Source organism: Algoriphagus persicinus (assembly GCF_035156415.1).
Taxonomy (GTDB): Bacteria; Bacteroidota; Bacteroidia; order Cytophagales; family Cyclobacteriaceae; genus Algoriphagus; species Algoriphagus persicinus.
Window position 1 is genome coordinate 1 of record NZ_JAYEEY010000009.1, and the last position, 23,752, is coordinate 23,752.

Sequence of the window (23,752 nt, forward strand, 5' to 3'; positions counted from 1 at the left end):
AGTACAGCTGTTCCAAATTGTTCCTTCTTCCTTCAATTTGTTTACACCTGAAAAAGAGCTCAATCTTCCCGCAACATTTTGGTATTCGGTCAATGGATTTTGTTCTGATGAAGATTCGGTAACAATTTCCACCACAAAATTGAGTTTATGGAGTAATTCCTTGGGCTAGGCAAGATTTTTCTTATTGTCAACTTTAATAATCAGTGTTTCCATAAGATTTAAATTTTATTCAACATGATTAAAATTATTGCACTATAGAAGTGCGTTTATTTAATTTTTTTGCACTATCGTAATGCAATTTTACTCTTCTCTAATTTAGTTAGCATTTAAAAATGTAATTCGTATTTACTATTCCTTCTATTTGATTATCAGCATGTTTACCAGTAGCTTGATTTAACGACCTAATAGTCCGATGGAAATTCAGTTTTGGCAAACTTCGGTCTTCGGTCATCCGTCTTCCAGCCCAAAAACCAAATAAAATTTACCTACTGGTGTAATTGCAGATATATATACTTCTATTATTACTCCGACTGTCTATAAACCTCGTGGCCCTTCTCCACCAAGTGCATATCCTTTTGCATCAATTTGATATCTGAAATCATCATATCATTTACTAATCCTGCGAGGTCATACTCTGGAGTCCAGCCTAGTTGGGTGTTTGATTTGGTTGGGTCGCCTAGAAGGAGGTCAACTTCAGTTGGGCGGAAATAGGTGGGGTCGATGCGGATGATTTCCTTGTTTAAAAGATTAATGATTAAAGGTTTAATGGATTCGCCAGTCGCTTCGCAGTATTTTTGTTCATCCACAGAGTCAAGGATTCCTAATTCGTTGACTCCTTCTCCTTCCCAGCGGATTTTGAAACCTATATGGTCGAAAGCCATAATAACAAAATCTCTTACTTTGGTTGTTTTGCCGGTGGCAATTATAAAATCCTCTGGCTTATCCTGCTGAAGCATCAGCCACATAGCTCTTACATAATCCTTGGCATGTCCCCAGTCTCTTAGTGCTTCCAAGTTCCCCAAGTACAAGCAGTCCTGCATACCTAAAGCAATGGCAGCTGTTGCCCTAGTGATTTTCCGGGTGACAAAGGTTTCCCCTCTTCTCGGAGACTCATGGTTGAAAAGTATTCCATTGCAAGCAAACATGCCATAAGCTTCACGGTAATTTTTGGTAATCCAGAAAGCGTAGATTTTGGCTGCTCCATAAGGAGAACGTGGATAAAACGGAGAGTTCTCATCATAGAAACCCTTTTCGTTTTTGTTATCCGGCATTCCGCCGTATAGTTCTGAAGTAGATGCCTGATAGATTTTGGTCTTTTTCTCTAAACCCAGAATCCGGACCGCTTCCAGAATTCTCAAGGTTCCTATTCCATCCACATTGGCCACATATTCGGGAGATTCAAAAGATACTTTCACATGCGACATAGCCCCCAAGTTGTAAATCTCATCCGGCTGCACTTCCTGTATGATACGGATGATGTTGGTAGAATCCGTGAGATCACCATAGTGCAATTTAAAGTTCACTGATTTCTCATGCTGATCCTGATAGAGATGATCGATTCTTTGGGTATTGAAGGAGGAAGCTCTACGCTTGATCCCGTGTACCTGATATCCCTTTTCCAATAAAAGTTCGGCTAGGTAAGAACCGTCTTGGCCAGTGACTCCGGTGATTAATGCTATTTTCATGTGTGTATTATTTTAACCACAGAGATCGGTGAGAATGCGCAGAGATACACTGAGGATTATGTTGTTGAATGTTAAGGGGTTGAAAGGGTTAAGGGGTTAATAGTTGAAAGGTTAAAGATTAAAAGTTTAAGGGGTTAAAGGTTAATCTGTTAAACTTTAAACTCTTAAACATTAATCCTATTCACAATTTCACTTGTTTAAACGTTTCCTGATTTTCCAAAAACCACTGGTATGTCTTCTTGATCCCTTCTTCCAAGCCCACTTTTGCTTTCCAACCGGCTTGTTCCATTTTGGACACATCCATTAATTTCCTTGGCGTGCCATTGGGTTTGCTGGAATCCCATTTGATCTCTCCGGTATGTCCTACGATTTTTTGGATCAACTCAGCCAGTTCCTTGATGGTCAGATCCACTCCTGTTCCTACATTGTAAAGATTGTCTTGAAACCTATTTTCCAAGGCATAAACCACCGCATCAGCCAGGTCTTCGACAAAGAGAAATTCCCGCATCGGCGTTCCAGATCCCCATAGTTCGACGGGTTCGACAAGCTCACCGCTGAAAGGCTTATTGTTGCTATTTTTGGCTTCGTGAAACTTGCGAATCATGGCTGGAAGCACATGAGAGGTATTCAAATCGAAATTATCGTTAGGCCCATATAAATTGGTAGGCATGAGGGAAATGTAATCTTTCCCAAACTGCTTTCTTATCGCTTCACAGGCTTTGACTCCAGTGATCTTAGCTATGGCATACCACTCATTGGTTGGTTCTAGAGGCCCAGTCAACAGATACTCTTCCTTCAATGGCTGTTGGGCTAGTTTTGGGTAGATACAGGAAGATCCCAGGAATATAAACTTCTGCACATCAGCTTTCAAGGAAAAGTCAATCAGATTATTCTGAATCTGCATATTCTCCATCAAAAACTGGTAGGGATAGTCATTATTCGCCAAAATCCCCCCTACTCTCGCTGCTGCATCAATCACCACATCGGGCTTTTCCTCCTGAAAAAAAGCAGATACGGCTTGTTGATTTCTAAGGTCTAAGTCTTTGGAAGTCTTACCGATTAAATTGCTGTATCCTTTGGCTTCCAGTGCTCTCCAGATGGCAGAACCTACCATGCCACGGTGGCCGGCGATGTAGATTTTGATGTCTTTATTCATTAAGGGGGAAGGGAGGAAAGGGGGTTAAGGGGCTAAAAGGGTTAAAGGGTTAAAGGGTTAAAGGGTTAAGGGGTTAAGGGTTAAACTTTAAACTATTAAGCTTTAAACAATTAAACTAGAAAACGGGTAAAGATTAAAAGTTTAAGGGGTTAAGGGTTAATCTGTTAAACTTTAAACTATTAAGCTTTAAACAATTAAACTAGAAAAATGGGTAAAGATTAAAAGTTTAAGGGGTCAAAGGGTTAAGGGGTTAAAAAGGTGAAAGGTTAAGGGGTTAAAGGTTAAGGGTTAAGTTTAGAATCTTCCCTGAATTTTGACTTTAAATCACTAGTTGACCCGATTTGGTATTTATAAAGTGAATTAAGTTTTTGAATGATCGCATCATCTTTCATTCTAAAAGAAATGTATACTTCTTCATTAATATATTCCATATCGAATGCATAGGTGAGGTGGTCAATTGTCTCCAAAGCACTTGAAAAAGAAATGTTTGTAAAATGTGCCTGATCTTTCAAACTAGCTCTACCTGATCCTTCAGCAAGGTTGGTAGCAATGCTAGATGATGATCTCCTAATTTGGCTGGTAAGCTCAAATTTCTCATGGGAAGGGAATGTTTTTGTAAGCTTTTTTATCTCAACGCGAAACTTTCGCGCTAGCTGATACACCTCAAGCTTTTCAAAAGAGTATGTATAGTATGATTTTGAATTCATTTTTTAAGTGAAAATCCTTTATCCTATAAACCCTTAATCATCTTAAACATTTAATCTTTTTAAACCCTTAATCATCTCAAACAATTAATCATTTAAAACCATTAATCCCCACTAATTAAACGTTTACTAAACTACCCTACCAGCTCCGGTCTCTCTTTCTCCAGTCGCTCAAACACTTTTTTTACATCCTGGGCATTATCCTTTTTCAGTACCAAAATAGCATCTGCCGTTTGGATAAGAAGCGTGTTTTTCAAGCCTAAAAACTCGGTATGAAGGCTTGTTCCAATCACCATATTACCCTTAGTGTCCACAGGGTGTCCTTGCTTTTTGAAATGCTCATAGATAGAGGCGAAAGACCCCATATCCGACCAAGAGAATTTGGACTGAACAACCTTAATTCTTTTAGTCTTCTCCATCACTGCATAATCCACAGAAATAGACGGGATATGCATTGAGAGCTCAAAATCGAGTTTCCCACCTTCAGCTGCTTCGTGGGCTTTCTTTGCTGCTTTATATATTTCTGGCTCAAAAGACCTAAGTTCTTCCAAGTAAACTCCAGCCTGAAAGCAGAACATGCCTGAGTTCCAGAAAAAATTCCCGCTTTTCAGAAAGCCTTCCGCTGTCTCCAAATTGGGCTTTTCCCGAAAACCCTTCACTTCTTCCCCTTCTGCTTCTATGTAGCCAAAACCTGTTTCCGGTCTGCGTGGTTTTAAGCCGAAAGTGACTATAAATCCTTCCTTGGCAAGTTGCACGGCTCTATCCACGGCTGCCTGATACGCTGCCCCAGATTCTATCAGGTGATCCGAAGGAGTAACAAATAAAATATCCTCAGGCTGAGCCGCAAAGGCTGCAAACGCAATTGCCGCAGCGGTATTTCTTGGGCAAGCCTCAATAATCTCCACATAATCGCCTATACCGGCTGATGCAAGATCCTTCCTCGAAAGTTGGTAATTATCACAGTTGCCCACCACCAGCACCTGATCGCAAACCCGTTCGTTTCTTCTAACCGTTTTTTGGAATAAGGTCTCCCCATCAAAAATAGGCAAGTACTGCTTGGGCCTGGATTTACGGGAAAGAGGCCAAAGCCGGGAACCTACTCCTCCGGAAAGAATAACGTTAATAATTGACATTTTCAGTTCAATTTACTTTGGTGTTAATGGCTAGAGACGAATTTCTAATTTGTTAGGGTTGAGAAGTGCTTAAAATTTAATAATCCTCTGTTGCACAGCTTCGCCCTTTCAGTCCCAAAATGGGAGGAAAAGTCAGGTTATTTAAGCCCCAATTTCCAGCCATTCAAGATCTTAGCTGCTTCTATGTTCCGCATAAGTTAATTATAACTCGATTACAGAATTAAAAATAAAAGGCCTAAATAATTGCAGAAATCAAAATTTCAGCCACTTTTTAGAGCCTTTTCGCCTGCAAAGATAGGGAAGCGAGTAGTTTTTGTACTCATTTTTTCGTCCTAATTTTCATGAGGATTTTCATATACAGAATACTGTATTTTGATATCTTTTTCTTCTTTTTGAGCTAACAGATTTTATCAAATTGGTAACCAAACTATAAACTATTGGTTTACTGTCCTTTCAGTTTTACCTGCTGTGGACGGTGTCCACAGTATGTAGCGATCCTCTGTGGAGAATTAGTTGTTGGTTCCAGAGATTGCAGGATTGTGGTCTGTAGGAGAGTTCAAATTAACAGGTGGGTAATTGTGGTCTGTGACACTGACCACGGTGGCAGATCTATAGGTACTTAAAAATAGTACAGGCAACCCGATTAAAGGTTGCCTGTGCTCGTTAGGTAATTTGAATGGTTCTTGCGGGTTTTTTCCTGGCTTCTTCCCGCTTTGGAATTACCAGCCGAAGAATTCCTTCTTGATACGTTGCCTCGATTTTGTCATTCTCCACGGTATTTGGCAAGTAGAAAGAGCGGGTAAAGGCTCGATAGCTGAATTCCTTGCGGGTATATCCCCTATTTTGATTATGCTCCTCAGAATTTTCGGAAACTTCAGCTTCAATGGTTAAGGTGTTATTGTCAAGCTCCACCTTAAAATCTTCTTTTTTCAAACCTGGAACCGCCATTTCTACCCGGAAATCATTCTCTGTTTCAGATATGTTTACTCGGGGAAGCGTGTTACTTTCTCTCGAACGCCCTATACCGGCATCATCCAGCCAATCGAACAAACTTCTGTTCGGGAAATCTTCAAATAAAGCCGTGGCCGGGTTAAATCTGTTTCTTTTCACTAATGTGTTCATTGCTTTACAATTTAATAGTTAAACAAGTAAACTCCCTGTTCCAAACGCCCTGACTTAATTCAAGGATAAGGAATCAGGCTACTAACAAAAGAATCGCGATTCTGACACAGAAAAAACAAGTCTAATGCCAATTTGGATTAACGTAAATTTTGTCAGTTTTTCTCTGAAAAATTGACAGAGTTTTTAGATTTCATCTTATAATAAAGCTAAACAATCCCGGTCTGTGTGACAGAGCTCAGGATAGTAACATTCGTAGTAACTGCCGTAGTGACTGCGACAATGACCAGCGTAAAAGCAAAGGGTTCTCTGGTCTATGGGACACAAACCAGCACGGAAGTAAAAATAGGGAGGCAATTGCAAGTAAAATTTTAACCGATATTTTAGCATTTATTAATGTAGGAAACAAGCCATAAATACTTTGAAAAATGTTCATATTGCAGGCTAATTACCCAGCCACCTAATGTTAGTAAATGCATATTTCAATAAAAGGCGCTAGTTGGCGCTTTTCGTTTTAGCCGACCCAAGTTAGAACCCTGTATTCGGTGAATTGTGTGAAGCACTTCTTCATTAAACCGGGATTATGTAATAGGTTTCGTAATGAGATATGTAATTGCAAGAAAATCAGGTTGTTTGGAGACTGATTCCGCCGCGGCGGATATGGTGAAGTCGAAAACAGTAACTTAGTGGCTTATTTTGAAGCAGTTAAAGACTGTAATATCTTGTGCGCCGTGGCGTAGAATTGCTAAAATAATGCGGGTTAAAGTAAGGGTGAAAAACCAGATTGATTAGAGTTTACTCCTGAATTGAGAGAGGAGGGACTACCTGAAGAGCAGTAAGGCGCAAAGAAGGCTTCTGAATAGGTGAACAATCTGCTGAAAGACAAAAAAATGCAACATGCCTCCGTTATGCAAGGATATCATCGATACGACAGGACGCAGTCTAATGTCAATCTGAAATAAAGAACCTATCCGAATGCTCATTTATAATGAAATAAATTTAAAAGTGAAAAGCTAATGTTTTGATTGTATATAGTAAGGGAAAGACTTCTAAATATATCTTTAGATTAGTAATAAATATAAATTATTATTCACTTCAGGATTAACATCTATTATCCATGCTTTTCAATTCAGTTGACTTCGCAGTTTTTTTACCAGCAGTCTTAGTTTTATATTGGTTTGTCTTTAAAAATAGCCTGAAGTCACAAAATTTTTTGATTGTAATAGCTAGTTATTTTTTTTATGGTTGGTGGGATTGGAGGTTCTTGGCTTTGATAGCTTTCAGTACCTTAGTTGATTATATCGTAGGGATTCAATTGGATAAAGTTGACGATAGATTCAAACGTAAGGGTCTTTTGGTTTTGAGTCTGTTAGTTAATATTTGTTTTCTAGGCTTCTTTAAATACTATAATTTCTTTCTTGATAATTTCATTACTGCATTTACTATTATGGGTATGCCTATCAAAGCAAATTCCCTGAATATTATTTTACCGGTTGGCATTAGTTTTTATACTTTTCAAACTATGAGCTATTCTATAGATGTATATAGAAGGAAATTACAAGCTACAAAGGATTGGGTAGCTTTTTCAGCTTTCGTTAGTTTTTTTCCTCAGTTGGTAGCTGGGCCCATAGAGCGAGCATCCAATTTGCTGCCCCAGTTTTTTGAAAAGAGAAAGTTTGATTATTTACAAGCAACTGATGGATTACGGCAGATTTTATGGGGCTTATTTAAGAAAGTTGTTATTGCAGATAATTGCGCAGTATTTGCAAATACTATATTTAATAACTCTTCTGACTATGAAGGCAGTACTTTACTGCTTGGAGCAGTATTCTTTACTTTTCAGATATATGGGGATTTTTCAGGTTATTCAGATATAGCAATTGGGACATCCAGGTTATTTGGATTCAGTTTAAAGCAGAATTTTGCCTTTCCTTATTTCTCTAGGGATGTGGCAGAATTTTGGCGCCGATGGCATATTTCACTTTCTACCTGGTTTAGAGATTACTTATATATCCCCTTGGGTGGCAGTAAAGGAAGTAAAGGACAACAAATAAGAAATATATTCATCATATTCCTAGTCAGTGGTTTTTGGCATGGTGCCAATTGGACTTTTATAGTTTGGGGTGCACTGAATGCTATATATTTTATCCCATTATTGTTGTTTGGTAAAAATAGGCAACATCTAGAGATCGTAGCATTGGACAGAAAATTCCCGACTGTCAGGGAATTGTTTTCTATTTTAGGCACTTTTACGTTGACAGTATTTTCTTGGATATTTTTTAGGGCGGAGAATATGGGCCATGCATTAAGCTACATTTCTGGGATTTTTTCGGAAAAGCTATTTGATATCCCCGATTTCTCCCTATTCCCGGGAGCGATTACCTTATTGCTATTGCTAATTGGCTTCCTTTTGGTGGAATGGAAAGGTAGAGTTGGTCAATATGGGATCTCAGGAATGCAGGCAATGCCGAGCAAAGCACACAGGTGGTCAATTTATGTATTGATTATCTTGATCATCGATATATTTGGGAACACTTCCGAAGAAATCGAATTTATATATTTTCAATTTTAATCCTATGATGATAAGACTGTTTCTCAAACAAGTTTCTGTTTTCCTTTTATTATTATTAGGGATCAATTTCTTGTTATTCTTTTTGATCAGAGGTTTTTATATTAAAGATTACGACGAGGTAGATTTAGGTTATTCAGAATACTTACTTGCGGATTCGCATGGCACTCCTCTGGGTGATTTCACAGAAATCCATGATGTTCATAATTTCTCTGGTCAAAGTGATTCTTATCTTGATATGGAGCGTAAGTTGAGATTTCTTATAAGAAATACAACTGTGAAAAAAATCTATATTAGCGTAGATGACCACACCCTTTCGCCAACAAGGGAAAATCAAAACAATTTGGATAGATCAGCATATTATACTGATAAAGGAGATTTTCCTAGTTATCAGGAATTCATTTATGATAAATTTCTTAAATACTATTGTGTTTTTTTGAATGATAGGTACAGTTTAGTGATAAAAAATTTCTTACAGTATGAATTGTTTGATTTCTCAAAGTGGGGTGGTGTTAGATCTAAGAGTTCGTGGGAGGATTTGTCCGATATACAGCAAGTAGAAATAAGCCAAGATCGTATCAATAATTATTTTGAATTTTCTTTTCCATCAGTAAAAATGTCAGATTCTTTACAAAGGATTATTTCACTTTGTAAGGCAAAAGACATTGAGTTAGTTGGGCTAAGGTTTCCATTGTCCAAAACCTATGTTGATATTTTGGATGATGAGAGCTATAATGCAGATAGTATTTTTATTAACAATGGTTTACATATTGAGGATTTCGATAGTTTATTTTTGGAACAGGACTCCTTGTTTAGAGATATGGATCATTTAGATAGAGCTGGTGGAGAAAAATTTGTAGAGATTTTATTCGACAGTTTAGAAAACATCGATGTTCTTCCCAAATAGGGTGAACGCGGGTACTTGTAGATCGATTCTTAGAGTAAAGGTCAGGTTAATACTAATTGAAAGCCAACCAGCGCAAAGCATGAAACCGTTGGCTGCAATGTTAAGAGACAATAAACATTCGCTTATATAAAAATTACAACAATGAAAATTGACCCTTACGTGGGATCAATGATTTTCAGGAAATCGAGCATGCCCCAAGCGTCACACAGTGGGATGATTATCAACCGTGCGAGATTCCACCTGCCTGACGGTAGTCAGGTGTGACCCATAAAAATCAAATTATAATCATATGAAATACCCATGATCCCGTACCTACGGGAACACATAGGGGGATGATTATATCCCAGCATACACCGCAACAGCAGATATGCTTGTTCTTAGGGCGCGCAAGGCTGTCGCAGCAGCGTGCCAGGCGGCTGGCCTGCGGGGTGAAGCTTTGCTGGCGTCTTGACTTTCCCACCCGCAATCTGGCCTCTCGCTAAAAATGTCCACCGGACATTTTATTCACGCTCCATCCCCATTGCGTCAAGGCAAAAGAACAAAAGAAATTGAACATGACCCAAGCGATACTTAAGAGAACGATTATTAAATCCTTCAGGTGTTTTTTCGAATTCCACAGGCGTTTAACTAAGAAATATAAATTATAAACATATCAAACCTATTCATAATCCGGGTTAATCAGTACGAATGCCAAAAAATCAAGAATCTGGAAACCCCAAACTCCTAGCACTTTTCTGATACTACCGAATGTCTTTAAAATAAATTTTAAAAGTTGAGCCTTTTCCTACCTCACTTTCTACTTCTATATCTCCTCCGGCATTGGTAATTGTTTTTTTCACCAGATATAGACCTATCCCGCTTCCTTCTACATGGCTGTGCGCCCGCTGGAATACTCCGAATATTTTAAGCTTCTTCTTTTCATCAATCCCCAATCCATTGTCCTGAATGGAAAGAAGAATAAAGTCATTGGATTTCTCTGTCCGAATGGTCACTTCTGGTACTCGATCTAGTGACTTATATTTGATGGCATTGCTCAGCAGATTGAACAGGATTCTTCTTAAATTCTTTTTAGAAAAATGAATTAGCGGCTCTTTTAAGTCAAAGGTAAGTTTTGCCCCTGAATTCAAAATTTTATCCTTTAAACTCAATTCAACTTCATTCAGTAGCGCTTCCAAAGGCACACTTTCCTGAACATCGATTTCACTTTCTATTTTGGCAATATCTGATAGTTCATAAATGATCGTATTGAGGTTGACTGTGGATTCCTCCAACATTTCAACCAGTTCTTTTGTATCGTGACGGGAGGTGTCACCTTCTTTTAAAAGCGAAACGATACTAGTCAAATTACTCATGGGTCCTTTCAAATCATGGGATACAGCATAAATAAACGTATTATGGTCTGCATTTATTCTTGACAGCTTATCCTGAGTCTTCTTTATATCAGTTATATCATTAAAAGTAATAATTACTCCATCGATGATATTATCCTGTTGCTTAATATAGGGAATACAGACCATCTGATACCATCTGCCATCCAAGGTTTGAATTTCTTTTTCGATAGTGACGGAAGAAGAGATCACTTCTTCGATATCGCCAATCAAAGTGGAGAATCGTATTTTCGTGGATATATCACTTAAAATCCTTCCTATATCACTTTCTTTGAGGTTGATCTGCAGAATAGCGGAAGGCGTGAATTTTCTGAGTACAAGATCCTTGTCAACATATAGCTGTGCATTGACAGTGGATCTGAAGTAGTTATTTAACTCATCATTCATTTCGGCCAACTCTTTAATTTTTAGCTGGTACTCATTGTTGACCGTTTGCAATTCCTCATTTAGTGACTGAAGCTCCTCATTTACACTCTGCATTTCCTCATTGCTGGAAATGAGCTCTTCATTGTAAGAGGAGATATCTTCGCTGGATAAGTCCAATGCTACATTGGCATCATTCAATTTTAGCTGGGTTTCCGAAATTTCATCTCTCAGATTTTCAATATACTGATGGGTATGCTCTTCAATGTCGAAGATTTCAGTTTCATTAGAATTTTTTGAGAGATCATCACAAAATAATACTAGAATAAAGGTTTGGGATGAAGCATTTTCGGAGAGAAACGGTTTGGCCAAAACCTTGACTGCATGGAGAGTATCATTGATTTTATAGCGTACTTTCTCAATAGTTGCCTCCTTCTTATTCTTCACTACTTTATGGACCGTGGTCGAGGTAGCAATGGAAAGTTCCGCAGGCAGCATTTCAAGCAGGTTGAAATTAAAAATCTTAGGGAGGAGATATTTCTCAAAATCCCCAAAAGTCTGCAGGATCTTAAAATCCGTGTTGATCCATATTGCTGCCTCATAACCACAGACATTCAAAAGTGAGTAATTAATAAGCTCATTCAGATTACTTCTTTCTGCACCTTTAGGAGAAGAGGTGTTTTTGTTCAATTTGACCAATTGCCTATCCAAGCCTGGAATACTATAGGTGGTATCCCGGAAATTCCGAACCAATTCTATATTCTTGTATATTTTCCATCTCTTGTCCACTTCGATGAAAGAATGTTTTAAATCACACAAACTTTCACTAGGGCCTAAAAATAAATACCCTTCCAAATTAAGGCAGAAATGAAGAGAGGAAAGGATTTTCTTTTGTAAAACAGGATTGATGTAAATGAGAAGATTCCGACAGCTTATCAGATCCATTTTTCCGTAAGGAGGCTGATTTACAATATTATGGTCGGCAAAAATAAGCATCTTCCTGATGTTGTCTCTTACTTTATAACGATCCCCTTTTTTGACAAAAAACTTATCTAATCGATCTTTTGAAACGTCATTTTTGATACTCTCAGGATATACCCCTTTTGATGCGTGACTGAGAGCTGATTTGTCAATGTCACTTGCAAATATTTTAACTTCAAGTGTTCTCTTTACTTCCAAGAGGAACTCAGCGATAAGTATTGCTAACGAATATGCCTCTTCCCCTGTAGCACAGCCTATTGCCCACACTTTCAGTGTATCCCCATGTAATTTGTTCTCAACAATTGCAGGAATTACTTTTTGTTGAATGACCTCAAATGCTTCTTCATCTCTAAAAAACTTAGTCACACTTATCAAAAATTCTTTGGTGAGATTATTAATTTCGACAAGATTAGTCTTTAAAAAATCAGCATAATCCGCCAGTGATGTAAGCTTATTTTTTGCCATCCTGAGAGAAATCCTTCTGATTATAGTTGGCCGTCTATATTCTGAAAAATCCAATGGCGTGTGTTTCTGTATCAATCCGAGTATTTTCAAAAATTCGGCTTCATTTTTTTCCGAAAGTTTACCTGCAAAATTAATCTCCAATAAATCCCGCTTGAGGTGTAAGATGATTTCATCGGGAATTAAATCAGGACTAAGTATGACATCCACATTGCCCGAGTCGATGGCACTGTTTGGCATACCGTCAAACTTTGAACTTGCTGGATCCTGAACGATTACAAAGCCACCGTTTTTTTTGATGGTTGAAATTCCTTTGGTACCATCCGACCCGGTTCCGGATAGGACGATTGCAATGCTTTTATCTCCATGGCTCTCTGCCAGGGACTCAAAAAATATGTCAATAGAATTGTTGGGCCGTGAACTTTTGATATCTGTGAGAAACAAGCTTCGGCCCCTTATAGTCATATTCTTGCCTTTCGGCATCAGATAAACATGGTTAGACTCAACCAACATCTCATTTTCAGCAACTGATATTTGCAGTTTGCTATGTTTTGCGAGGAGTTCTGCCATGAAACTTTTATGATCCGGAGAGAGATGCTGAATAACCACATATGCAACTCCATCCTCTGGCGTATTGTCAAATAGCAAGTGGATAGCTTCCATACCTCCAGCAGATGCCCCTATGGCTATTATATACGGCTCTTCTTTAAAAATCTTCTTATTTTTTTCCATGAGTTCGAAAAGCTGACGCATTGAAACGAATAGCTGTTATAATTTTCACACTAGTCTTTTATTTAGTAACCTGATTTGCTTTACTTAATTCTCCTCTTTACTTCCTATGTCAATTTCCGGATATAAAACATGCTGTTTAATGCATATATCATCTTCACTACGCGTCACGTATCGAGGTATAGTTACCCCACATTGTTGCAGTTTAATCTTTAACTAGATAATCTATAAACAAAGGAGCGTTTCATTAGAAGCGTTTCAGTGGAGGTGATTTTTGCAAAATTCATCCTTACTAATAGTAATATTCGGACAGATGATTAGAGAGAAAATAATTCCGACCCATTTAAAAAGGCGATTCTAGTTTAATTTAAGCTAAACTTTAAAGAGGAAAATAGCATCATAAGTACTTGTCTTACATTTTATTAACCTATTTTTTGGCTGTTAGAAAAAGACTGAGAACGTTTAGCAACTAACCTTTATGCCTTGTTATCTGATATCAGTTTTTTTAATTTATCTCTTAAGCATCTTTAATTTATTAAATTCAAATATCTAATGTTGAAATCCAGTTATTAGATATTGAATGTGTGAAATAGCAAAATGCATTCCTGATTTCTTTTAGTTTTCGCGAACAATTTATACCAGCTGATTACAGATCTTGGCAGACCTCAGACCTGGAGCTAAAAGAAATTACATAACGCTACTGCCCACATAGCTTTACCTCGGTAGTCCTAGGCGCATCGAAGCCAAGGAGCAGCCTTGAAAAAAAGTCATCAGTATCAAACAAGGTCATCTCCTGAATGAATTGTTCTGATTATTCTTGGGCGAACGAAAGTTGTAAGTATTTTTATTTGATAAAATGAGAAAAATCAAACGCCGTGCCTTTGACACTAACCTTTGTTTTATCTTATCCAACTAGCTAAAATCAACCTTTTTTCCATGGCTAGATAAATGATTTCAAAAACCCTCACTTCCACTTAAAAGCAAAATAAGTCGTAGGGTGATCTGCCAGATTGCGAATACCATGAAATAACTGAGATTCTATAAAATAAAAGTCTCCTGCCGAAGCACTGTACTCCTTACCATCTATGGTCATGGCTGTCTCCCCAGAAATCATCAGGATAATCTCCGTCTCTTCATGTGCATGCGGCTCGTGGCTGGGGCCTTTTTTATCTAAAGTAGTCACATGCATCTCCAAACGCTCACACATTACTGTAGGTCTATCGAAATAGGCTCGACTTCCTCCCCTTTCGCTAGGCTTGAAAGCAAGAGAATCAGCATTAATCCTCAGCGAACCTCCCGATGCCACACCTCGTGCTACATCCATTTTCTTTTTGGATCTATACCTAATCACAAAATAGGTAAGAGAACTGTCTCCAACGTTAGAAAGGGAATGCATCTGTAGTGGCATCAAGGAAACCACGCTATTAGCTCCAAGAACCGAGCTTTTACCCTCTATAGTCACCTTCATCAGCCCTTCCTTCACTATAATGATCTCTTCAATATCCTCATTAGCATGTGCCTCACTAGGTTTGGCCCCCACTGCCTGCGTAGTAGCATGCATTTCCAGGTATTCAAAATGTGGAGAAACACCCTCAAGTATTGGCCTTCCCACACGATCTTCATTTGTAATTACTTCATGGTCATTCCATTTGAAAACCCCGGATTTTATAGGTTTGAGTTGGGCAAAAGCGGTAAGTGTCATAAGGCAAAAGAGGAAGATTAAGATAGATTTCATATGTTTATAATTTGTTTTTCAAAGGTCATAACCTGTCCCGTGACGAAGGAAACGGGATAGCCTGTCCCGTCCGCCGCGGCGGATCGGGAGAATCTCGCATGATAAATAATCATCCCAGTGTGTGACGCTTGAGTCATGCTCAATTTCATAACAAAATCCTGATGGGGTCTTACTAAAGATAAACAATAGGAATTGAATCATGATTATCTGAACTGATGTCAAATACCCCTATTCCTATGCTAAAGGGCTGGAAATCCTTGCTTACCTACCGCAAGGAAAGTCTGAGAATTCCGATTTGTGACCATTCAAGCCCCGAAAATACCATTTGAAGAATAGTTTTAATAATGGCTTCAAACTAAGAACTCAGCGCTGTTTTGTTTCGTCTTAACATTAGTCGAATCAATCCTCCATTATACACTTTATTAACCAAACCTTACACGTATGAAAATCTTTACTTTACTAGTTACACTTGCTTTTACAGCTTTCTCCTTTGCTCCGGAAGTTGCCACCGTAGACACTGCTGAGAGCACCATCACTTGGACTGCCAAAAAAGTAACCGGTCAACACCATGGAAAAGTGCCTATCACCTCTGCTACGCTGGATTATCAAAACAACAGAATTCTCGGCGGAACCTTTGAGATGGATATGACCAGCTTAACAGTGGAAGACCTTACCGACCCAGGAATGAATAAAAGGTTAACCGATCACCTGAAATCTGATGATTTTTTCTCGGTAGAAAAGCACAATAAATCAAACTTCAAAATCACCGAAGCAAAAACTAGCAATGGTAAAGACTATGAGCTCACTGGAGATCTCACTATTAAAGGCATTACAAAACCTGTCACCTTCCCTGCATCAGTAAGTGTAAATGGAGGCAAAATCACCGCTACCGGTAAACTGACCTTTGATCGTACGCATTACGACATCAAATTCCGCTCAGGATCTTATTTCGAAAACCTCGCCGATAAGTTAATCTATGACGATGTGGAACTTGACGTGAAACTAGTTGCAAGTGAGTAATTATTGAGCTACCACCACAATGGAAGGCCGGGAAATCCCGGCCTTCTCTGTTTAAAATTCTCGCTAAAAAACATAAACTAGGTATTACTATTTTCTCTCTGTGCAAGACAATAGCAAACTAGGATTGGTTCCAGGACCCCATTGCCTTATCAGAGTCGATACCCAAAATCATGACCACGAAGTGGTCAAACACCCAAGATCTCCCGCTCTTTTGTATTCCAGTGTGCCCAAAATTTTATGACCACGAAGTGGTCAAACCTCTCAATAGCCATGGGTGCAACCCATGGTTTAAAGGAACCAGTTGAAATCCCCCACGACCCCGAAGGGTGTCGAACTATTGAATGTCAAACACACTAATATGGGATTTATGTAAAAATATTTTGATTTTGTGTAACATAAATAATCTTAAATAAAACAGTTTTGTAAGGATGAAAATTATCATTTAGACACTACAATCAGCCTAAAAACTAAAGTAATACTAAGATAAACAAGACAACTTGCTCTCATCCCAAACTTTACAGCTCTTAGAGTCAAGGCATCCAAGCGCTAAAGAACTGACCAGCCTTGCCAGTAAGTAGTTCCGAAAATTAATTATTCCCAATTTTAAACTAGCAGGAAAGCATGAAAGATTCAAATAATAAGGAATTTGACCAGAGAGATTCAGCCTATACTAAAGTTGAGTCCGAGCCAATAGCAAGACGATATTTCTCAAGAATATATTTTGGCACGCTTCGCAAGGGAGATGATCCCATGAAAACAGAAAAAGTAGTCGGCTTTTTAAACAGGAACAATATAAAATAATGACTTAAGAATTAGATTGACGACGATAACAAGTCTGTATGCCTGTGCTGAGATAGAGAATGAAAAATGCTCACTTTAATTAGTTCACCGTAACCAAAGTATTTACTGTTGTTTTTTTTTAAACAGAAGTAAATATGAAATCCCAACTTGTAGGGTTACCACCTTCGGTTAATCTTATTTACAGCATTTTTTCTGAAAAGTCTCTTGAAAGCCCCATGAGTATCATCCTCACGGAAAATGATTTGCATTACATCTGTTAGCGAGAACAGGCCTTCCTCCCAAAGGGACGGCCTGTCTCCTGTAGTTCTACCCTCTTAGAAGTGAGATAGATGTAAACCTTATGGTAAAAGTATTACAAAAGAGACCACTTAGCTAAGATAAAACATAAAATCACGCTGTTATAATGTAGGTTTAAATAAGGATGATAGATATAAAGACATCCTGTGTTCACCTTAGAAATGTGAAAAAAACAGCCTTATTTTTGAGGTTTCGACACATCCAGAATTCGATCAAGGAAATGGGGGAATTTGGTCACCTGAGCATTTATTTGACGCCGCTATCAGTGGCTGTTTGGAGACTACTTTTTTGACCATTGCCAAGAATTCCAAACTTGAACACAAGTTTCCATTGTCATGCAAAAGTTAAGATGGAACTGGTGGTAGGCGAATTACTATAGGGTGACATTTTCTTAAACCTAAAGTTGTCATCAAAAATGAGCTGACGAGGATTAAGGTGATTCGCGTTCTAAAAAAAGCGGAATATGCCTGTTTGATAATCCATTCAACCAAGTCAACTATCAGGATGGAAATAACTATTGAACTAAATCCCATTTGAATACAGAGCGCCTAATGTAGCGAGCACTGGGAAAGCAAAGGATGAATGTCCAAAAGAGAACTAATCTTCTTTCTTTAAAATCCTCCAAAAAACCTCGTGGATAGTAAGTACATCCATTGCATCCAGTCAGGAGAATCCCTAGTTCCGAGCAGCTTAATACTTTTAAAAGAATAAGATTAAAAATGTAAATTATAGCAGGTATTTTATCATGGTAATCACCTTGATTGTCCTAACTTAAATGTTCTGAAAAGTGGCGCGCATAAAAAACGCATTGGAGCATCCCAAAAGCCACAAATGATCTAAAATCCATAAAAGTGAAAACCATCAAACCTACACAGGAGGCAATCCAAAAAGAAACTTCCGAAAAGGAAAAAACCAATGACTCTAGTAATGGACTATTCCCTATTGTTGGTATTGGTGCATCTGCAGGTGGCCTAGAAGCCTTGGAACAATTCCTAAGCAATGTGCCCGAAGATAGTGGATTAGGCTTTGTGGTAATCCAGCACTTGGATCCTACTCAAAAAGGCATGCTTCCAGAGCTTCTTCAGAGAAAAACCAAGATGGAGGTACTTCAAGCAATTGAGGGCATGCCAGTGGAACCCGATAAAGTATATGTGATCCCTCCTAATAAAAGTATGTCCATTTCGACAGGAAACCTCCACCTATTTGAACCAAAGGAAATAAGAGGAATGCGTCTTCCTATTGATTTTTTCTTAAAATCCTTAGCGGAGGACAGAGATGAGCTTGGTGTCGGTATCATACTTTCTGGCATGGGATCCGACGGATCCGCTGGAATCAGCTCTTTAAAAGAAAATAACGGGAGGATCCTGGTGCAAACCCCCGAAACTGCACAATTTGACAGCATGCCACGTAGCGCTATTGAAGCCATCACGGTAGATATTGTTGCCCCGGCTGACGAACTGCCTGTTAAACTGATTGAACTTCTCAAGCATAAACCGATAAAGAAATCCAGCGCTGAGCCCGAAATAGAGGATAAAAATTCACTTGAAAGAATTATTACACTCCTGCGTTCCTACACTGGAAATGATTTTTCACAGTATAAAAAAAATACCCTCTACCGGCGTATTGAGAGACGCTTGGCCGTTCACAAAATTAACAAGATTACCTCATACGTACATTTTTTGCAGGAAAATCCTAAGGAAGGGGATATTCTCTTTAAGGAACTGATGATTGGAGTGACCAGTTTTTTCCGGGATGTCATTGTATGGGACTATTTGAAGACACATGTCATACCTTCTATTATCAACAACATAAAATCTGAGCCCATATTAAGGGCATGGATACCCGCGTGTTCCACAGGAGAAGAAGCATATTCCTTGGCTATATTATTCAAGGAAGTGCTTACAAAAATGAATCGCTCAGATGTATCCATACAAATATTTGCGACAGATCTAGACAATGACGCCATTGAAAAGGCACGAAAAGGTATTTTTCTTGCAAATATTAGTTCTGATGTATCGCCGGCCCGTTTGAAACGCTTCTTTATAAAAACGGGAGAGGGCTATCGAATAAACACAGAAATCAGGGAAATGGTGGTATTTGCTCAACACAACCTTACCATGCACCCACCTTTCACCAAAATTGATTTTATCTCTTGTCGTAATCTGCTGATCTATATGGATAGTGAGTTACAAAAGAAAATAATTGGGTTGTTTTACTACAGCATCAATCCTGAAGGGTTCCTGGTCTTGGGTAGCTCAGAGTCCCTTGGGTCTCAAAGTAATCTTTTCACTTCGCTGGATAACAAATTAAAAATCTACCGAAAAACTACCTTGGAGCAGTCACCAGAATCATTTGAATTTCCTACTTCATTTTCGAAGACCACTCACATCAAAAATGTAGAAAAAACTCCTGTCCGATCACTACCAAATATTCAGGCACTAGCTGATCAACTCTTATTAAATTATTTTTCACCAGTGGGTGTACTGGTCAATGAAGAAGGTGATATTATCTATACAAGTGGTCGTACGGGGAAATACCTAGAGCCTTCTGTGGGAAAGGCCAACCTTAATATTTTTGCTATGCTAAGGGAAGGACTGCGCCAGAAGTTCCCGGTGGCCTTCCGGAAAGTGGTTAAAAAGAAAGAGACCATTGTCCTGCAAAATATCAAAGTGGGAACAAACGGGGATGCTAAAACTTTGGACATCAGTATTCTACCCATTGAACATCCAGAACAGTTAAAGGGAAACGTTATGGTTATTTTTAAAGAAGTAGCTGCCGTTCAATCAGATGACCATCCCACAAAATCGGGAAGTAAAAGCCGTCGCCAAGCTGAACTGGAAGAGGAGCTGCGTCAATTACAGTCGGAAATGCAAAACACGATCGAGGAAATGCAGACATCTCAGGAGGAATTGAAATCTACAAACGAGGAACTGCAGTCCACCAATGAAGAACTACAATCTACCAATGAAGAGCTGACTAGCTCCAAAGAGGAGATGCAGAGCCTAAACGAGGAACTCCAAACGGTAAACGCCGAATTGCTTACAAAAGTAGATGATTATTCCAGGGTCAACAATGACATGAAAAATCTGCTGAACAGCACGGATATTGCCACCCTATTCTTAGATAAAGAATTAAATATCAGACGCTTTACAAATCAGGCAACCGAAATTTTCAAACTTATCAAGAGCGATATCGGAAGACCCTTTACAGATCAGGTCACTGACCTGATCTATCCCGAATTGGAAAATGATGCAATTGAAGTACTCAAAACACTGGTGTTTATTGAAAAACAGATCCCCGCCAAGGACGGACGGTGGTTTACGATTCGGATCATGCCCTATCGTACCAATGATGACAGAATAGATGGACTGGTCATCACCTTTATAAATATTTCTGACTTGAAGCAGCTGGAAGTAGATTTGGAGGAGAATGGTCAAATAAATCGTATGTGGCTGGATTCCACTTCTGATATTTTCATTAGCCTCACCGACAATGGTGAAATAAAAGAATTTAACCCCAAAGCAGAATTGTTCTTTGGGATAAAAAGAGAGGAAGTACTAGGTAAAAGTTTTGTCAACATATTTGTGCCTGAACCAGAAAGGTCTAAGACTCAAAAAGGAATCATCAAACTAGCTAAACAAGGAAAGCCAGGGACATTTGAAATGCCCGTACTGATTGCCGGGAATAAAAAAGCCTTTGTGACATGTACTTTTCAAATTCTGATTAGCAATTTGAAAACTCCTAAAGCAATACTAATAATGCTAACTAAAGAATGATATGATGCCACAAGAAGAATTTGAATTTAATGATCCAGACATGCTGCGCAAAAAAGCTGAGGAAAAACTGATTCAGAAACAGCTAGGTAAGAATGGCCCCACAGCTGAAGTAGATATCAAAAAGCTCCTGCATGAACTTCAAGTCCATCAGATAGAACTGGAAATGCAAAACGAAGAGCTTCAGCTTGCTTATGAAACCACAGAAGCGACCTTGAAAAAACTCACTATGCTATACGACTTGGCACCAGTAGGTTTTTTCATTCTGAATAAGGAAAGCGGGATCGATGAACTCAACTTCACGGGAGCAGAAATGCTTCAAGAATCGCGGTTCTCCTTGATTGGAAGTAACTTTAGACTATTCCTTGCACAGGATTCTTTGATGGTATTTAATAGTTTTTTTGAACAGATGTACATCAGCAATTCTAAAGAATCCTGCCATGTCAAACTAGGCTACGATCAAAAGAAGGTGCGCTCTGTTTATATAGAGGGTGTGGTTACCGAAGATGACAACAACTGCTTATTGTCAGTGATGGATATTTCAAGGTTTGCAGAATAACTCCAATTGAGGGCGCCTTTTTGTCTAAAAGTCCTCTTAAATCCCCATGTGATTATTTCACTTAGGGAGGTAGGTTCGTTGAAATTCGGTTTGTGTTACATCAAACCTTGGCCAGTAATTACTTTCTGTTCTATGTTATCCTGCTTCTCCGGAAGCTGTATTTAATTTGTACTTTCATACTAGTGGTGAAGTCTCAATTCATAAATGATTTTATTGAAGAACTTAACACGCTAGCTGATAGGAGTATTATTTTAAACTATTTACTTGATATGAATCTGTTATGAGGCTCTATATTAAATATATGGTAAGTCAGCGATGTAAAATCCTGGTAAAGCAAGAATTGAAAAACCTCGGCTTTACCCACGTAAAGGTAGAACTTGGTGTGGTAGATATTCTGGATGATGTCTCCGTGGATAAGTGTAATCAGTTGACAGCACGTCTCCAACTATCAGGGCTAGAGTTATTGGAAGACAAAAAAGATATCCTTATAGAAAGAATAAAAAATGTGATCATAGAAATGATCCATTATTCCAACGAATTGCCAAAGGAAAATTATTCAGATTTTTTAAGTGAGAAATTGAGTTATGACTATAAATATTTATCCAACATATTTTCTGAAGAGAAAGGAATCACCATTCAGCAATTCATCATTCTGAATAAAATCGAAAAGGTGAAAGAACTTCTGCTCTATGGCGAACTTAATTTATCAGAGATCTCCCATAGACTAGATTATAGCAGTATAGCTCATCTTTCCAATCAATTTAAAAAAGTGACCGGTATGTCTCCCTCTCATTACAAAAAGTTGAAGCTAGGCAGGAAGTCTTACCTAGAAGAATTGTAACCTTGATATGAAGTAAGGTAGAAAGCAGGATGAAGTAATTACCAGCTAAAAATCAAAGCAATTATCAAGTGGGGTTTAAAACACGCTGAAGTTAGTCCCCAATTCTCTTTTCCAATTGCGTTTCTCCAAAGACCATCGCTGCTGAATGTAGTCTGGCTAACTCTATAATCTCTGCAACTATCTCCGGATGCTGGTCTGCCAGATCAAAACGCTCTGAAGGGTCATGACCAAGATTATAGAGTGTGAGCTTTTCCAGTTTGGCGAGCTTTTCTGGATACCCAGCTGGGTTATTACTGTAGAAATAGAGTTTGAAATCACCTTTGCGGGTCGCAAAAAGTCGATCTCCGTGGTAGTAAAATAGTTCCTCTCTAGGAGTACTATTTTCACCTCTAAATACAGGGCTTAAATCGAATCCATCATAAACGCGGTCTTCGGGCATTTTAGCGCCAGCAAGTGAAGTAATAGTCGGTAATAAATCCAGCGTACATCCCATTTTTGAGATCACTCCAGGAGCTACATTTCCAGGCCCCCAGATTACTGTAGGAACCCGTACTCCTCCTTCATAGCTAGTACCTTTTCCACCGTATAGTGATCCGGAACTTCCCCCCTGCTCATTGTACGTCAACCAGGGGCCATTATCAGAAGTGAAAATCACATAGGTGTTTTCGTCAATACCATTAGCTTTTAATGCCTTCAGAATCTCTCCCACACTCCAGTCAATCTCCTCAATCACATCCCCATACAATCCTCGTTCGCTGTTGCCGTTGAAATCCGCTGACGCAAAAAGCGGAACATGAGGAAGAGAATGTGCCAAATACAGAAAGAAAGGCTGGTTTTTATTGGCAGTAATGAATTTTACAGCCTCCTCAGCATATCTTTTGGTGATCGTATTTTGATCTGCAGGTCGCTCAATGATCTCTGTATTTCTCATCAGCGGCACATTGAAATACTCGATTTTTGAATCAGCAAAAGCCTCCTTTGCCGTGATGTCATTCACACGATCCATGTCATTGCTGTAGGGAATTCCAAAGTATGTATCGAAGCCGTGACTCGTGGGTAAATATTGCGGAAGGTGCCCCAAATGCCATTTTCCAATGGCGGCCGTAGAGTAACCCGATCCTTTGAGAAGGGTGGCAATTGTATTTTCGTAAGCAGGTAAACCACCCCCAGAATCAGGAAATAACACCCGTCTCTTATTACTGTACATTCCCGTCCTCACAGGCAATCTTCCTGTCAAAATCGCAGATCTACTCGGAGTACAGACATTTGCAGCCACATAGAAACTGGTCCATTTCTGTCCTTCCACAGCCATTTGGTCGATGTTGGGAGTCTTGATCGTGGGATGCCCAAAAGCCCCCAAATCCCCATAGCCTTGGTCATCTGTGAATATGATAATGAAGTTGGGTTTATCTTCCTTCATAATTTGGCTAAATGCCTGTGTGGCTGAAAAGAGCAAAATAGCTATTAGACGTAGGTAAAATATGGGCTTATTCATACTATAAAATAGGGTTAGTAGAACTGAATCTATCA

The 23,752-nt window shown here is 38.8% G+C and carries 17 protein-coding genes; 8 read left to right on the forward strand and 9 right to left on the reverse strand.

From position 1 onward, the window contains the following. Window positions 1–521: 521 nt before the first annotated feature. The 5 genes from gmd to U3A58_RS08495 form a co-directional block, all read right to left on the reverse strand. Window positions 522–1,685, reverse strand: a complete 1,164-nt coding sequence (gmd, locus tag U3A58_RS08475; RefSeq protein ID WP_323822984.1) for a GDP-mannose 4,6-dehydratase — start codon at window positions 1,683–1,685, stop codon at window positions 522–524. 181 nt (window positions 1,686–1,866) lie between these two features. After that, a complete protein-coding gene (locus U3A58_RS08480) occupies window positions 1,867–2,841 on the reverse strand; it encodes a GDP-L-fucose synthase family protein (RefSeq protein ID WP_323822985.1) in 975 nt (324 codons plus the stop codon). 281 nt (window positions 2,842–3,122) lie between these two features. Then, a complete protein-coding gene (locus tag U3A58_RS08485; protein WP_323822986.1) occupies window positions 3,123–3,548 on the reverse strand; it encodes a four helix bundle protein in 426 nt (141 codons plus the stop codon). A gap of 131 nt (window positions 3,549–3,679) precedes the next feature. Beyond that, complete coding sequence (locus U3A58_RS08490) at window positions 3,680–4,678, reverse strand: mannose-1-phosphate guanylyltransferase (RefSeq protein ID WP_323822987.1); 999 nt, start codon at window positions 4,676–4,678, stop codon at window positions 3,680–3,682. Between the two features lie 663 nt (window positions 4,679–5,341). After that, complete coding sequence (locus tag U3A58_RS08495) at window positions 5,342–5,800, reverse strand: Hsp20/alpha crystallin family protein (RefSeq protein WP_323822988.1); 459 nt, start codon at window positions 5,798–5,800, stop codon at window positions 5,342–5,344. 1,114 nt (window positions 5,801–6,914) lie between these two features. On the opposite strand from U3A58_RS08495, the gene U3A58_RS08500 reads away from it, so the two are divergent. The 3 genes from U3A58_RS08500 (at window position 6,915) to U3A58_RS08510 (ending at window position 9,537) form a co-directional block, all read left to right on the forward strand. Beyond that, window positions 6,915–8,369 (forward strand): MBOAT family O-acyltransferase, encoded by a 1,455-nt coding sequence (locus U3A58_RS08500; RefSeq protein WP_323822989.1) that lies wholly within the window; start codon window positions 6,915–6,917, stop codon window positions 8,367–8,369. 82 nt (window positions 8,370–8,451) lie between these two features. Next, window positions 8,452–9,273: a hypothetical protein gene (locus U3A58_RS08505; RefSeq protein ID WP_323822990.1), complete on the forward strand. Its 822-nt coding sequence runs from the start codon at window positions 8,452–8,454 to the stop codon at window positions 9,271–9,273. A gap of 141 nt (window positions 9,274–9,414) precedes the next feature. Continuing rightward, window positions 9,415–9,537 carry a hypothetical protein gene (locus tag U3A58_RS08510; RefSeq protein ID WP_323822991.1) on the forward strand — a complete coding sequence of 41 codons (123 nt, stop codon included), beginning with the start codon at window positions 9,415–9,417 and terminating at the stop codon, window positions 9,535–9,537. Between the two features lie 476 nt (window positions 9,538–10,013). On the opposite strand, the gene U3A58_RS08515 is transcribed toward U3A58_RS08510, so the two are convergent. From U3A58_RS08515 to U3A58_RS08525, 3 genes are all read right to left on the reverse strand, one after another. After that, window positions 10,014–13,199, reverse strand: a complete 3,186-nt coding sequence (locus U3A58_RS08515) for a chemotaxis protein CheB (RefSeq protein WP_323822992.1) — start codon at window positions 13,197–13,199, stop codon at window positions 10,014–10,016. Between the two features lie 961 nt (window positions 13,200–14,160). Next, window positions 14,161–14,931, reverse strand: coding sequence for a cupin domain-containing protein (locus U3A58_RS08520; protein ID WP_323822993.1), 771 nt, complete (start codon window positions 14,929–14,931; stop codon window positions 14,161–14,163). Further along, complete coding sequence (locus U3A58_RS08525) at window positions 14,928–15,080, reverse strand: hypothetical protein (RefSeq protein ID WP_323822994.1); 153 nt, start codon at window positions 15,078–15,080, stop codon at window positions 14,928–14,930. The genes U3A58_RS08520 and U3A58_RS08525 overlap by 4 nt, the downstream gene beginning before the upstream one ends. 292 nt (window positions 15,081–15,372) lie before the next feature. On the opposite strand from U3A58_RS08525, the gene U3A58_RS08530 reads away from it, so the two are divergent. The 5 genes from U3A58_RS08530 to U3A58_RS08550 all read left to right on the forward strand — a co-directional run bounded on the left by U3A58_RS08530 (window position 15,373) and on the right by U3A58_RS08550 (window position 22,222). Then, complete coding sequence (locus tag U3A58_RS08530; RefSeq protein WP_323822995.1) at window positions 15,373–15,951, forward strand: YceI family protein; 579 nt, start codon at window positions 15,373–15,375, stop codon at window positions 15,949–15,951. A gap of 621 nt (window positions 15,952–16,572) precedes the next feature. Beyond that, on the forward strand, window positions 16,573–16,752 hold the full coding sequence (locus tag U3A58_RS08535) for a hypothetical protein (RefSeq protein ID WP_323822996.1): 180 nt from the start codon (window positions 16,573–16,575) through the stop codon (window positions 16,750–16,752). A 1,148-nt stretch (window positions 16,753–17,900) separates the two neighbouring features. Next, on the forward strand, window positions 17,901–20,825 hold the full coding sequence (locus U3A58_RS08540; RefSeq protein WP_323822997.1) for a chemotaxis protein CheB: 2,925 nt from the start codon (window positions 17,901–17,903) through the stop codon (window positions 20,823–20,825). Window position 20,826: 1 nt separating this feature from the next. Further along, entirely contained in the window at window positions 20,827–21,381 is a 555-nt protein-coding gene (locus U3A58_RS08545) for a hypothetical protein (RefSeq protein WP_323822998.1), read from the forward strand. Between the two features lie 280 nt (window positions 21,382–21,661). Beyond that, window positions 21,662–22,222 carry a helix-turn-helix domain-containing protein gene (locus U3A58_RS08550; protein ID WP_323822999.1) on the forward strand — a complete coding sequence of 187 codons (561 nt, stop codon included), beginning with the start codon at window positions 21,662–21,664 and terminating at the stop codon, window positions 22,220–22,222. Between the two features lie 91 nt (window positions 22,223–22,313). On the opposite strand, the gene U3A58_RS08555 is transcribed toward U3A58_RS08550, so the two are convergent. Further along, window positions 22,314–23,717 (reverse strand): sulfatase family protein, encoded by a 1,404-nt coding sequence (locus tag U3A58_RS08555; protein WP_323823000.1) that lies wholly within the window; start codon window positions 23,715–23,717, stop codon window positions 22,314–22,316. Between the last annotated feature and the right edge of the window lie 35 nt (window positions 23,718–23,752).